Annotated in this window: 12 protein-coding genes; 5 read left to right on the plus strand and 7 right to left on the minus strand. The window is 77.1% G+C overall.

Going from position 1 to position 13,014, the window contains the following annotated elements:
* Both D459_RS30435 and D459_RS0102290 read left to right on the plus strand, forming a co-directional pair.
* Positions 1 to 1,291: LUD domain-containing protein (locus D459_RS30435; protein ID WP_017591368.1), on the plus strand; the 1,291-nt coding region annotated here is incomplete at its 5' end.
* Positions 1,292 to 1,388: 97 nt separating this feature from the next.
* Positions 1,389 to 2,051 carry a LutC/YkgG family protein gene (locus D459_RS0102290; RefSeq protein WP_017591369.1) on the plus strand — a complete coding sequence of 221 codons (663 nt, stop codon included), beginning with the start codon at positions 1,389 to 1,391 and terminating at the stop codon, positions 2,049 to 2,051.
* 10 nt (positions 2,052 to 2,061) lie between these two features.
* Here the strand turns inward: D459_RS0102290 and D459_RS0102295 are convergent, their stop codons facing one another.
* From D459_RS0102295 to D459_RS0102310, 4 genes are all read right to left on the minus strand, one after another.
* Positions 2,062 to 3,495 (minus strand): threonine/serine exporter family protein, encoded by a 1,434-nt coding sequence (locus D459_RS0102295; RefSeq protein ID WP_017591370.1) that lies wholly within the window; start codon positions 3,493 to 3,495, stop codon positions 2,062 to 2,064.
* Positions 3,496 to 3,722: 227 nt separating this feature from the next.
* Positions 3,723 to 4,403 carry a response regulator gene (locus D459_RS0102300; RefSeq protein ID WP_017591371.1) on the minus strand — a complete coding sequence of 227 codons (681 nt, stop codon included), beginning with the start codon at positions 4,401 to 4,403 and terminating at the stop codon, positions 3,723 to 3,725.
* 187 nt (positions 4,404 to 4,590) lie between these two features.
* Positions 4,591 to 5,919 (minus strand): sensor histidine kinase, encoded by a 1,329-nt coding sequence (locus tag D459_RS0102305; RefSeq protein WP_017591372.1) that lies wholly within the window; start codon positions 5,917 to 5,919, stop codon positions 4,591 to 4,593.
* Positions 5,920 to 6,142: 223 nt separating this feature from the next.
* Entirely contained in the window at positions 6,143 to 6,976 is an 834-nt protein-coding gene (locus tag D459_RS0102310) for a RecB family exonuclease (RefSeq protein WP_017591373.1), read from the minus strand.
* Positions 6,977 to 7,040: 64 nt separating this feature from the next.
* Between D459_RS0102310 and D459_RS0102315 the strand changes: the two genes are divergently transcribed.
* Entirely contained in the window at positions 7,041 to 8,201 is a 1,161-nt protein-coding gene (locus D459_RS0102315) for a site-2 protease family protein (RefSeq protein ID WP_017591374.1), read from the plus strand.
* 48 nt (positions 8,202 to 8,249) lie between these two features.
* Here D459_RS0102315 and D459_RS0102320 read toward each other — a convergent pair whose 3' ends face one another.
* Positions 8,250 to 8,723, minus strand: coding sequence for a hypothetical protein (locus tag D459_RS0102320; protein WP_017591375.1), 474 nt, complete (start codon positions 8,721 to 8,723; stop codon positions 8,250 to 8,252).
* A gap of 206 nt (positions 8,724 to 8,929) precedes the next feature.
* Positions 8,930 to 10,237: a helix-turn-helix domain-containing protein gene (locus tag D459_RS0102325; RefSeq protein ID WP_017591376.1), complete on the minus strand. Its 1,308-nt coding sequence runs from the start codon at positions 10,235 to 10,237 to the stop codon at positions 8,930 to 8,932.
* A gap of 161 nt (positions 10,238 to 10,398) precedes the next feature.
* Between D459_RS0102325 and D459_RS30440 the strand changes: the two genes are divergently transcribed.
* Positions 10,399 to 10,776 carry a hypothetical protein gene (locus D459_RS30440; RefSeq protein WP_017591377.1) on the plus strand — a complete coding sequence of 126 codons (378 nt, stop codon included), beginning with the start codon at positions 10,399 to 10,401 and terminating at the stop codon, positions 10,774 to 10,776.
* A 257-nt stretch (positions 10,777 to 11,033) separates the two neighbouring features.
* On the opposite strand, the gene ppgK is transcribed toward D459_RS30440, so the two are convergent.
* The gene (gene ppgK / locus D459_RS0102335; RefSeq protein WP_017591378.1) at positions 11,034 to 11,822 is read right to left on the minus strand and encodes a polyphosphate--glucose phosphotransferase; all 789 of its coding nucleotides are present in this window, start codon (positions 11,820 to 11,822) and stop codon (positions 11,034 to 11,036) included.
* 203 nt (positions 11,823 to 12,025) lie between these two features.
* Here ppgK and D459_RS0102340 point away from each other — a divergent pair, with 203 nt between their 5' ends.
* Positions 12,026 to 12,988 (plus strand): tRNA (adenine-N1)-methyltransferase, encoded by a 963-nt coding sequence (locus D459_RS0102340; protein WP_017591379.1) that lies wholly within the window; start codon positions 12,026 to 12,028, stop codon positions 12,986 to 12,988.
* The last annotated feature ends 26 nt before the right edge of the window (positions 12,989 to 13,014 follow it).

Genomic DNA, 13,014 nt, shown 5'->3' on the forward strand with positions numbered 1-13,014 from the left:
GCTGCGGCGGCGCGCCGCGGACGTCCGGGCCGGGGCCCTGGACGATCTGGAGCGGCTGCTCGTCGCGTTCGAGAAGAACGCCACCGCGGCCGGGGCCCGGGTGCACTGGGCGCGCGACGCGGCGGAGGCCGGCCGGGTGGTGGCGGGGATCCTGGGGGCGGGGCCGGGGGCGGTGGCGCGGTCCTCCTCGGCGACCCTCGGCGAGCTCCGCATCGACGAGGCGCTGCGCGGCGGCGGGGCCGAGGTGCGCGCGGCGGCGGTGGCCGACCTGATCGCGGAGGCGCGGGGCGCCGGGGGCGGTGCGCCGCGCGGCCACGGCCGGGCCCGGGCGCGGGCCGCCCTGGCCGGGGTGCTCCCCGGGGGCCTGGAGGGGCTGCCCGCCGACCCGGGGGCGCTGGTGGGGGCGGCCCGGGACCACCTGCGGGAGGTGCTGCTGTCCGCCCGCGCCTCGCTGACCGGGGCGAACGCGCTGGTGGCCGAGACCGGCAGCGTCGCGGTCCTGGAGAGCGAGGGGAACGTGCGGCTGGGGGCGGCGGCGCCGCGCACCCTGGTGAGCGTGGCCGGGATCGACAAGGCGGTGCCGTCCTGGTCCGATCTGGCGGTGCTGGTCCGGGCCTGGTCGCGCTCGGCGACCGGGGCGCCGATGCCGCCGGTGCTGTCCACCTGGACCGGGGCCGCCCCGGGGGACGGCCCGCAGGAGGTGCACGTGGTCCTGGTCGACGCGGGGCGGACCCGGGCGCTGGCCGACCGCACCGGCCGCCAGGCGCTGCGCTGCATCCGGTGCACCGCCTGCATGGACGTCTGCCCGGTCTACGAGCGCACCGGGGACGCGCCCTACGGGGCGGTGCACACCGGCCCGATCGGGGCGGCGCTCGTCCCGCAGCTGCGCGGGACGCGGTCGGCCAGGGAGGCGTCGCTGCCGTTCGCCTCCACGCTGTGCGGCGCCTGCGGGCAGGTGTGCCCGGTCGGGGTGGACATCCCGGCGGTGCTGCTGGAGCTGCGCGCCCGGGTGGTGGACGAGCGGCGGGCCGCCCCGGTGCCGCCGCCGGAGAGGGTGGCCGCGCAGAGCGCGGAGTGGGTGATGTCGGACGAGCGCCGGTACCGGCGGGCGCAGCGGGCCTGGGAGCGGTGGGCGCGGGTGGCGGCCCGGGGCGGCCGGATCCGCCGGCTGCCGGGCCTGCTGGGCCGCTGGACCGAGGCGCGCGACCTGCCGGCCCCGCCGCGGCGCTCGTTCCGGGAGTGGTGGGCGGGCGGCGGTTCCTCGGCCGGGCCGGACGGGGAGCGCGGGTGAGCGGCGGCGGTGCGGCGCGGGCCGGGGTCTTCGCGCGGGCGCGGCGGGCGGGCGGCGGTCTTTCGGCCGGTCCGGCCAGGGGGGACGGAGGGCGCGGGTGAGCGGCGGCGATGCGGCGCGGGAGGAGATCCTCGCGCGGGTGCGGCAGGCGGGGGTGGCGGCCGGCGCGGCGGCCCCGGAGGAGGGGGCGGCGCGCGGGGAGCGCGCGGAGCCGGGGCGGGGCTCCGGCGGGCGGGCGCCGGAGGAGGTGTTCACCGAGCGGCTGGCCGAGCTGGGGGTCGGGGTGCAGCACGTGACCGGAGCCGAGGACCTGCCCCGGATGGTCGCCTCGGCGCTGTGGGCGCGCGGGGCGGCCCGGGTGGCGGTGCCCAAGGGGCTGCCCGCCGCGTGGCTGGCGGAGCTGGACGGGGTGCGGGTGGTGCGGGACGACCCGCCGCACGCGCCGCTGGCGGTGCGCGAGCTGGAGGGCGCGGACGCGGCGGTCACCCGGTGCGCGCTGGCGGTCGCCGAGACCGGGACGCTGGTCTTCGACGGCGGGGTGGGGCAGGGGCCCCGGCTGCTGTCCGCGCTGCCCGGCCACCACCTGTGCGTGGTGGAGGCCGGGCAGGTCGTCTGGGACATGCCGGCGGCGCTGGCCGCGCTCGACCCGCTCCGGCCCACCACCTGGGTCACCGGGACGACCCGGTCGGCCGCGGTGGGCGCGGCGGAGGTGCGCGGCGTGCACGGCCCGGACCGGATCGACGTGGTGCTGGTGGACTGAGCGGCGCGGGTCAGGCGCCGCCGCGGGTGCGCCGGGCCGCCGGGCGGTGCCGGCGGCCGGCGCCGGCCAGTCCGCCGCGCTGGAAGGCGCGGACCAGCTCGCCGCCGAGGTTGACCCCGGCGCCGAGGGCCAGGCCGACGGCGACCGCCTCGCTGATGGTGAGCAGCCCGTCGGCGGGGTGGCCCATGGTGATCTCCAGCAGGCCCCGGTAGAGGATGCTGCCGGGGAGCAGCGGGGCGATGGCGGGGATGACGTAGGGCAGGACGGGGCGGCGGCTGCGGCGGGCCAGCCAGTGGCCGATCATGCCGATGACGACCGCGCCGGCGACCGCGCCGACCACGGCGGGGGCGTCGAAGGCGGACCGCACGCCCGCGTAGATCAGCCAGATGACCACGCCCATCGCCCCGATGGCGGGCAGCATCCGGGGCGGCACGGTGAGCGAGACCGCGAACGCCATGGCGATGCCGGCCGCGCCGATGAGCACCCACGGGCCGACGGAGGTCCCGGCGGAGGGGAGGTTCTCCAGGTCCATGTTGACGCCCAGCCGGATCGCGGCGTAGGCGACCGCGCCCACCCCGGAGATGATCGCGCCGAGGGTGAAGAAGACCTCCAGCAGCCGGGCCGAGGAGGAGACGTAGCTGCCGCTGATGCCGTCCTGGAGGCTGGAGACGAGCGGGCGCCCGGGCAGCAGCGCCATGATGTTGCCGGTGATGATCGCGCCGGCCTGCAGGCCCAGGTCGAGCTGGCTGCTGGCCCACAGCAGCCCCACGCCGATCACCGAGGCGGTCGCCGAGGCCACCGCCATCTGGTAGAACTCGGCGATCCCCCGGTTGGCCAGGAAGACGGCGGCGCGGTCGCCGAGCACGGTGGCGGTGAACGCGGCGGCGGCGACGATGAACCCGCCGCCCACCATCAGGCTGGCGCTGGAGGCGATGAGGCCGAACCCGGTGACGATCATCCAGTTGGGGTAGGGCGAGCGGGAGCGCTTGATGGCCTGGAGGCGGGCGATGGCGCCCTCCAGCTCGGTCAGGCCCAGCGCGGCGTCCTGCACCAGCGTGTGCAGTTCGTTGACCCGGTGGTAGTCCAGGGTGCGCCGCCGGACCACGCGCTCCCCGGTGATCGGCGGGCTGTCGCCGCCGGGGTGGGTGGAGAGGGAGATGACGGTGAAGGTCACCGACACCTCGGTGCGGGGGAGTTCGAAGGCGACGGACAGGCTCAGCATCGCCTCGCTGACGGCCTCGGTGCTCTCTCCGCTGGCCAGCATCAGTTCGCCGACGCGCAGCACCAGGTCGATGGCGCGCGGGTCGGGCAGGGTCTCGTCGGCGTCGTCGTCGGGGCCGTCGGTGTGCGGGTCGGTCTCCCGGGAGGAGCGCCAGTCGCGGAGCCGGCTGAGCAGGTTGTCCTCGTCGGAGGGCTCCGGCCGCTGCGGCGGGTTCTCGGCCATGGGCGGTTCTCGCTACTTCGCGATCGTGGGTGCGGCGGTCGGGTCGGCCGGGCGGCGGTTCGCGCCGCTCCGGCCAGGGGTGGGACGCCGCGTCCGGGCGGCCGGTTGGCGCCCGGTCGGCGGACCGGCCGGTGAGGTCGGTCACGGGTCCCATCGTCCCAGCCGGCGGGCGGGAACGGTGCGATCCGGGGCGGTCCGCGGCGGGTCGGCCCGTCCCCGGGGGCGGGTCAGTCCGCTCCGCCGGGGCGGACGATCCCGGTCTCGTAGGCGTGCACCACCGCCTGGACGCGGTCGCGCAGGCCGAGCTTGGTCAGCACGTTGCCGACGTGCGTCTTGACGGTGGTCTCGCTGACCACGAGGCGCTCGGCGATCTCGGAGTTGGACATGCCCCGGGCGAGCAGCCGGAGCACCTCCCGCTCCCGATCGGTGAGCCGGTCCAGCCCGGGGGAGGCGGTCTCGCGGGTGCTGGGCAGCCGGTCGGCGAACCGGTCGAGGAGCCGGCGGGTGACGGTGGGGGCGACGATGGCGGCGCCGTCGGCGACCACCCGGATGGCGCCGGCGAGCTCGTCCGGCGGGACGTCCTTGAGCAGGAAGCCGCTGGCGCCCGCGCGCAGCGCCTCGACGACGTACTCGTCCAGGTCGAAGGTGGTCAGCACGAGCACCCGCATGGAGTGGCCGGCCCCCCGGGCCCAGGAGAGGATCTCCCGGGTCGCCTCGATGCCGTCCTTGCCGGGCATCCGGATGTCCATCAGGACCACGTCGGGCAGGAGGCGCTTGGCCGAGGAGACGGCGCCGTGGCCGTCGGAGGCCTCGCCGACGATGGAGATCTCCTCCTCGGCCTCGAGGATGAGGCGGAAGCCGGTGCGCAGCAGCGGCTGGTCGTCGACGAGCAGAACACGGATGGGCATGGGAGGGATTCTTCCCGATCCGCGCCCCCGGCCGCACCTCCGCCCCGGCGGCCGGGGCGGGGAGCGCCGCGGCCGGTTCCCGCCCCGGGGCGGTGGTCTCGGCGCCGCCGCCGTCCCGAAGCCGGTCGGGACGGCGGCGGCGCCGAGACCACCGGGAAGGGCCGGCCGGCGCCGGCCGGCGCCGGGGTCAGCAGCGGTCGTGCAGCGGGATGCGGGCGCTGACCCGGAAGCCGCCGCCCGGCAGCGGGCCGGTGTCCAGGTCCCCGCCGAACATGGCGGTCCGCTCGCGCATGCCGAGGATGCCGTGGCCGGGTTCGTCGGCGTCCCCGGCCCGCCGGTCGGGGGCGGGGCGGCGGCCGGCGCCGTCGTCGGTGACCTCCACCGCGATCTCGCCGGGGCGGTAGTCCAGCCCGACCCGGGCGCGGGCGCCCGGTCCGGCGTGCTTGAGCACGTTGGTCAGCGACTCCTGGACCACCCGGTAGACGGTCAGGCCCTGCACCGGGGGGAGGTCGCGGGCGGCGCCGGAGACGCGGAGCTCGGCGTCCACCCCGGCGTCGCGCAGGTGGCCCAGGAGCGCGTCGATGTCGGCGACGCCGGGCTGGGGGCTGCGCGCGGCGCCGTCGTCGCGGTCCGGCTCCGACATGCGCAGCACGCCCACGATCCGGCGCATCTCGGCGAGGGTCTCCCGCCCGGTCCGCTCGATCTCGGCCAGCGCCTGCTCGGCCCGCTCCGGGGAGCGGCCGATGACCCGGCGGCCCGCGGTGGCCTGCACTGTCATCACGCTGACGTGGTGGGCGACCACGTCGTGCAGCTCGCGGGCGATGCGGGAGCGCTCCTCGGCGAGCACGGCGCGGGCGTGGGCGTCCCGGGCGCGCTCGACCCGGCGGGCGTGCTCGCGGACCTCGGCGGTGTCGAAGGCGCGCAGCCGCACCAGGCGCCCCAGCCACCAGACGAAGGCCATGGAGCCCAGCGCGAAGGCGTACGGCGCCCACCAGGGCCGGGCCGGGTCGGGCGGCGCCGAGGCGGTGTGCAGCGCGGCGGCGTCGACGGCCCCGGCCAGTGCGATGGAGGCCAGGGCGCGGGCCAGCGGCAGGTAGCGCCCGATGGAGTAGGAGGCGATCACGATGCCGGTGGAGGCGGCGCCCCAGGCGAAGGCGCCGGCCTGCCCGGCCGCGGTGCCGCCCGCGATGAGCAGGAGGAGGACGGTGAGGGGGTGGCTGCGGCGCAGCGGCAGGAGCAGCGCCAGTGCGGCGCCGGCGGCGTGCCCGGCCGCGTCGCGGGGCCAGGCGGAGGCCCATTCGGGGGTGCCGGCGGCGGTCAGCAGGACGACGGAGTTCAGCGCGGCCGGCCCCAGCACGACGAGGGCGTCGGTGATCCGGTCGCGGCGGCGCTCGGGGAGGCGCGGCCGGGCCGCGGGCAGCAGGGCGGCCAGGCTCCGGACCGCGGTCCGGGCGCGGGCCCGGGGCCGCCGCCGTCGCCCGGGTTCAGGAGGCGTCGTCGAGGCGGTTTCGGTCACCTGTCCAAACTAGGCCGGGCCGCTTCCCGGGGTGACCTTCCCGGGGCGGATCCGCTCTCCTCCCTCCGGACGAGCGGGACCGGTCGGGGCGCGGTCCCGGCCGGGACCGCTCGCCCGGGGCGGCGCCCCGGCGCCGGGCGGCCGTCGCGGCCGCCTTGGCCGCCCCGGCCGCTCCGCCGGGGGACCGCCGCACCCCGGCGGCCTGCGCGGGCGGCGTCCCGGGTCAGCGGCGGCGGGCGGCCTCCGGGAGGGGCGGCGGGGTGCCGCCGAACTCGGGGCAGATGGCCTGGTGGTCGCACCAGCCGCAGAGCGGGGTGCGGCGCGGCCGCCATTCGCCGCTGCGCGCGGTCGCCTCGATGTCGTGCCAGATGGCGAGGATCTCCGCCTCCGCGGCGCGCAGCTCCTGCTCGGTGGGGTCGTACCAGCGGGTCACGCCGTCGGCCAGGTACATCAGCTGCAGCCGGGTCGGCACCTCGCCCAGCTCGCGCCAGAGCATCACGCCGTAGAAGAAGATCTGGAACTTGGCCTTGTCCTCGTAGCGCGGCTTGGGCGACTTGCCGGTCTTGTAGTCGACCACGCGGATCTGCCCGGCGGGGGCGACGTCGAGCCGGTCGACGTAGCCGCGCAGCCGCAGCCCGGACTCCAGGGTGACGTCCAGCCGCAGCTCCCGGTCGCGCGGTTCCAGGTTCTCCGGGCGCTCCATGTCGAAGTAGCGCTCCACCAGGGAGCGGGCCGATTCCAGCCAGGCGTCCAGGTCCTCGGCGCCCTCGCCGGTGAACAGCTGCTCGCTCTCCGGGCGGGAGGTGCGCAGCCGCTCCCACTGCGGGTCGACCAGCGACCGGGCGGTGCGCGGGGTGCGCGCCTCGGCCGGCAGCTCGAACAGCCGCTCCAGCACGGCGTGCACCAGGGTGCCGCGGAGCGCGGCCGAGCTGGGCTTCTCCGGGATGCGGTCGATCACGCGGAACCGGTACAGCAGCGGGCACTGCAGGAAGTCGGCGGCGCGGGAGGGGGACAGGGCCGGTAGGAGTGCCGGAAGGGCCGGGCGGGCGGTGTCCATGTTCCAACGATAGGCCCGCGCCCGCCGAGGTTCCGCCCTTCCCGGGACCGCGTAGCCTGGCAGTGTGACGACGGACGACGGCAGCGCCTCCCGGGAGCCGGCGGCGCGCGACAGCGGCGGCCGGAGGTCGGGCTGGGTCATGGCCCGCCCCTACGGGATCCCCATCTACGTGACCCCCTCGTGGCTGGTCATCGCCGCCATCATCACCATCCTGTACGAGCCCGTGGTGGAGTCGCTGCTGGCGCTGGGGCCGGCCTCCTACCTGGTCGCGTTCGTGTTCGCGGTGCTGCTGTACGCCTCGGTGCTGGTGCACGAGCTGGCGCACGCGGTGGTGGCCCGCAGGTTCGGCATCCCGGTGGAGCGGATCACGCTGTTCATGCTCGGCGGGGTCACCGAGATGCGGGGCGAGGCGCGCACCCCGGGCCGGGAGTTCCTGATCGCCTTCGCCGGGCCGCTGCTCTCCCTGGTGCTGGCGGCGATCGGGTGGGCGGCCCAGTGGTTCGTCCCGCCGGACACGGTGCCCGGAGTGCTGCTGTGGCAGCTGTTCGTGGCCAACCTGCTGGTGGGCGTCTTCAACCTGATGCCGGGGCTGCCGCTGGACGGCGGCAAGGTGGTGCGCTCGGCCGTGTGGGCGCTGACCCGCAGGCCGAACGCGGGCACCGTGGTGGCCGCCTGGGGCGGCCGGGTGCTGGCGGTGTTCGTCATCGGGATGCCGTTCCTGCTCTACCTGCCCTCCGGCCGGATGCCGAGCGTCTTCATGGTGCTGCTGGGGGTGCTGCTCGGCGGTTTCATGTGGATGGGGGCCGGGTCCGCGCTGCGCGGCGCCCGGTTCCGGGAGCGCGTCCCCCGGCTGCGGGTGCGGCTGCTGGCCCGGCGCGCCGTCGCGGTGCCCTCCGGGACGCCGCTGGCCGAGGCGGACCGCCGGATGGCCGAGGCCGACGCCGGCGCGGTCCTGGTGACCGACTCCTCCGGCGCCCCGGTCTCGATCGTCTCGGCCGACGCCGCGGGCGCCGTGCCGGAGGGGCGCCGGCCGTGGATCTCGGTGGACCACGTCTCCCGGGCGGTGACCGGCGGCGCCGTCATCCCCGCCGGCCTGGAGGGCGAGCGGCTGCTCGCCGCGATGCGCGCCCACCCGGCCGCCGAGTACCTGGTGGTCCGGGAGGACGGCGGCGTCTTCGGGGTGCTGCGCACCAAGGACGTCGACGACGCCTTCGCCGGGATCTGACCGGGCCCCGCCCGAGCCCCCTTCCCCCTTCCCCACTTCCCGGGAGGCTCAGCGGCGGGCGCCCTCCGGCCACACGACGGCGGTGGGCCGACCGGCCTCGTGCGCGTAGTCGACGATGTCGGCGGTGCCGCCCGGGCCGCGGGCCGGGCGGCCGTCCCAGACCGCGATCAGCTCGTCGGAGTGGTCCACCATGTAGCGGCCGGCCTCCAGGTGGGCCCGGGCGGTGGAGTCGACGTGCGGCAGCCGGTGCACCAGGCAGGCGCGGGCGAGCAGGGCGTCGTAGACCGGGTGGTGGGCGGCGGGCAGGCCGTCTCGGTACCGCTCGGCGGGCACGATCGCCTCCAGCGGCGCGCCCAGGTCCAGCACCGCCCGGGCGAACAGCGCGTCGGCGCCGTCGGCCAGGCAGGACAGCCCGATCAGGCGGCCCCGCAGGGGCTCCAGCCGGGCGCGGATCGCGCGGTCGATGCGGGCCTCCGCGTCCGGGGGCAGGCCGCGGTGGCCGGTGATGGCGATGCGTCGCACGGTGGCGCTCCCTCTCCTGTGGTTCGGGCCTGCGGTCCGGGGGCGCGGGCCGGGTCCCGCCGGGGCGGGCGCGGCCCGCGCCCGGACCCGGGAAACAGGCCCTGTCCTGGGAATACCCGGTCGGCCGGGGTGCCGCTCCGGGCGGTGTGCCGGGGCGGGGCCGCCCGGAGCCGTGCTCCGGCGGGCGGCACCGCGCGGGCGGTTCCTCACGGCAGCGGCGGCAGGCCCCCCGTCAGGGCGGCGGTGAGCCGGTCGTCCAGCCGGTCGGCGCCGGGGCCGCGCATCCGGTAGGCGCGGCGGAAGCCGCGGACCCGGTCCACCACCCGCTCGGACTGGAGCCGGACGCCGACGGCCAGCGCGTCGGCGGCCAGCCGGACCGCTTCGTCGCCGTCGCCCGCGTCGGCGTAGGCCTTGGCCATCTCCACCTGGAGGATCGCGCTCTGCTTGGGCCCCGGGCGGGCGCCGGCGAAGGCCTCGGCGAAGGCGTCGTGGGCCTGGCGGGGCCGGTGCAGCCGGACGCCGGCCAGGGCCCGGTAGCCGGCGACCTTGGCGTGGTCGAAGGCGAACACCCAGGGCCACGGGGGTTCGGCGTTGTCGGACCGGTTCACCGCCTGCTCGGCGAGGGCGATCTCCTGGTCGGCCTCGGCGGCCGCGCCCATGCCGGCGTGGCCGAGCGCCCGCACGCAGGCCAGCCAGGCGGTGGCGGTGGGGTGGGCGCCGGGGCCGAGCCTGCGGCCCGCCTCGTGCGCCAGCGACAGCCCCAGCGCCGGGTCGTCGGCGTCGATCTCGAACGCGGCGAGGCTGCCGAGCATGTAGACGTCGAGCAGGCGCTGCCCGGCGCGGCGGGCCCGGTCGACCGAGGCGCGGTAGAAGGCCCGGGCGGACCCGGCGTCGCCCATGTCGGCGTGGAGCCAGGCGGCGAACCCGGCGGCCTCGCTCGCGGCCGCGGCGACGTCGGCGGCGAACGGCGTGCCCTGGGCGCGCTTCAGGGTGCGCCCGGCCAGTTCGACGTGGGCCACCGCGCCCCGGGCGAGGTCGCGGGCGGGGGAGGAGGCGTCCAGGCGCCTCTGCCCGCCGGTGATGGCGCGGAGCACGGCGGCGGTCTGCTCGTGGATCTCGCTGTCGGCCGGGGCCGTGCCGCCGTGCCGCTGCGCCGAGGCGAGCGGCAGCGTGAGCGCGGAGACGGTCACGGCCTTGCCGAATTCCCTGCGTCGCGTGGGATCAGCCCCCTTAGCCGGTTCGGCGGCGCCGCCGAACCGGAGCAGGTGGAGCGGGATCCCCAGGCGGCCGGCGAGGTCGCGGACCTGGTCGATGGTGAGTGACTGCTGGCCGTTGACCACGCGTGACACCCAGCTCTGGGAGTAGCCGACCGCTTTGGCCAGTTCCCCCTGGGACCAGCCCCGCGTGCGGCGGATGTCCTCGACGATCGTGGCGATGTCACAGGTGGCCAGTGCCGCTGCGGTGGCCGGGCGCGTCCAAAACTCCGGCGGCAGAGCGCCGTCTCGCTGGGGCATGAGCCTAGGCTAGGGGCGCCACCTGGGGTTGGTGGCTATGTGTGAGAGAAATGATGCTATGCGTAGCGCGCATATCGCTGTCCTCGAAGTCGTCGGTGGTGCAGAGTCAAGGGACTGAAGTCCTTGTGCCGCAGGGATTCCGAACACAATCAGGAGGGTGGATGAGAGGGGAGAACAGCGGGTCCGAAAAGCCCTGTCTGGCCGGAAGCGGTCATGAGCTTGACCGGGGCGCCGACCCCGGCTGGGCGCGCGCGCTCAGCGGGCTCACCGCGGAACTCCGCTCCCGGGGTCTGGACGTCGGCATCGACGGGCGCACGGGCGTCGTCGAGGCGACCGTCGAGGGGTCCTCCCGGCGCACCCAGCGGGCGGTGCTCCGCCCGCACCGCGGCCGGCTGTGGTGGTGGCTCCGCTGGGAGGAGGAGGCCGCCGGCGCCGGGTGCGCGATGCGGCACAGCCCCCTCACGCCCGCCGCCCGCACCGGCGACGCGGCCCGCAGGATCGCCGGCGTGATGGGCCCGGTCCGCACCAGGATCGGCTAGAGACCACTCCCCGCCCGCCCCCCGCAGTGCCCTCCGCGCATTCCCCGGCGCGCGGCGGGCGCGCCCTCCCCTTCTTCCGGCGCGGACCGGTCCGCGCCGGAAGAAGGGGCGCGGTCGGGCGGACCCGCGCCCGCTCCCGCACGGGAGCCGGGCCGCGGACCGATGCCGGGCGGGGCCGCCCGCACCCTCCCCTCGCGGGCCGGCCCTGCCCTTCCGCCCCGCCGCGGCGCACCGGGGCGGTGGAGGGGCCGCGCCGCTCAGCGCGGGTAGCGCTCGGCGGCCAGCAGCGCCGCGCCGACGATGCCCGCCGAGTTGCGCAGCCGGGCCGGGACCAGCTCCGCGCGGGTGCGCACGCGCGGGAGGAACTTGTCGGCCTTGCGGCTGACCCCGCCGCCGACCACGATCAGGTCCGGTGAGAGCAGCTTCTCCACCTCGTCGTAGTAGCGCTGCAGGCGCTCGGTCGCCCACTCCTCGTAGGAGAGCCCCTCGCGCTCCTTGGCCGCCGAGGAGGCGCGCGTCTCCGCGTCGTGCCCGTCGATCTCCAGGTGCCCGAACTCGGTGTTGGGCACCAGGCGCCCGTCGGTGAGCAGGGCGGTGCCGATGCCGGTGCCCAGGGTGGTCAGCAGCACCACCCCGCGCACCCCGCGGGCCGCGCCGTAGCGGTGCTCGGCGACCGCTGCGGCGTCGGCGTCGTTGACCACCGCGACCGGCCGGCCGGTCGCCGCCTCGCACAGCTGCTGCGCGTGCACGCCGATCCAGGCGTCGTCCACGTTGGCCGCGGTGCCGACGACCCCGCCGCGCACCACCCCGGGGAAGGTCACCCCGACCGGGGCGCCCTCGCCGGCGTGCGCGCCGATCCGCTCGCCGATCTCCGCGACCACCTGGGCCACCGCCTTGGGGGTGGAGGGGTGCGGCGTGTGGATCTTGACCCGGTCCGTGGTGAACGCCCCCGTGCCCAGGTCGACCGGGGCGCCCTTGATGCCGCTGCCGCCGATGTCGATGCCCAGTCCCACGCCGTGCGCCGCGGCCGCGCCGTCACTCGCCATGATCCGCCCTCTCCGGTGCAGTCGGTGCCGCGGATCCGGCCGATCCGCACTGTGTGAGATGCCCCCTCGCCCGCCGATTACGCCGTGTCCGACCACGGCGGATAACCTGGGCGCTCGCGCAGTCCGGCGGGAGGGGCGGGCGCCCGGAAGGGGCGGCGCGCCCCGCTCCCGCGCCATGTACGACCCCGGAGAGACGAGCACCAGTGACCGGCATCCACGGCCGCCGAGGACCCTTCGGCGACGGCGACATCGTGCAGCTGACCGACCCCAAGGGGCGGATGCACACCATCACCCTGAAGGCCGGTTCGGCGTTCCACACCCACCGGGGGCGGCTCGACCACGACGACCTGATCGGCAGCCCCGAGGGCAGCGTGGTCCGCTCCACCTCGGGCACCGCCTACGTCGCGCTCCGCCCGCTGCTGCTGGACTTCACCCTGTCCATGAAGCGCGGCGCGACCATCGTCTACCCCAAGGACGCCGCGCAGATCGTGGCCCAGGCCGACGTCTTCCCCGGGGCCCGGGTGATCGAGGCCGGGGCCGGCTCCGGCTCGCTGTCCAGCTGGCTGCTGCGCGCGGTCGGGGACAAGGGGAAGGTGTACTCCTTCGAGCGGCGCGAGGACTTCGCGGCGATCGCCCGGGAGAACGTGCGCCGCTACTTCGGCGAGGTGCCCGAGGCCTGGGAGCTGACCGTGGGCGACCTCAACGAGGCGCTGGCCGGCCCGGACGCGCCGACCGGGGTCGACCGGGTGGTGCTGGACATGCTGGCCCCCTGGGAGTGCATCGGCCCGGTGGCCGAGGCGCTCATCCCCGGCGGGCTGTTCTGCGCCTACGTCGCCACCACCACCCAGGTGTCCCGGGTGGTGGAGGAGCTGCGCGAGCACGGCTCCTTCTACGAGCCGCACGCCTGGGAGACCATGGTGCGCAATTGGCACGTGGAGGGGCTGGCGGTCCGACCGGACCACCGGATGATCGGGCACACCGGCTTCCTGGTCACCGCCCGCCGGCTGGCGGACGGCGCGGAGGCCCCTGAGCGGCGCCGCCGCCCGGCGAAGGGCGCTTATGGGGAGGACTGGGCCAAAACGCGCGAGGGGCGCGGATCGGGAAGCGCCGGAGAAAGCGCTGGGGAAGGGGCCGGGAACGGCGCCGCGGAACCCGCCGGGGACTAGGCGGGGACGTTACTTTCTCATTACGA

This window comes from Nocardiopsis potens DSM 45234 (assembly GCF_000341105.1).
Taxonomy (GTDB): Bacteria; Actinomycetota; Actinomycetes; order Streptosporangiales; family Streptosporangiaceae; genus Nocardiopsis_A; species Nocardiopsis_A potens.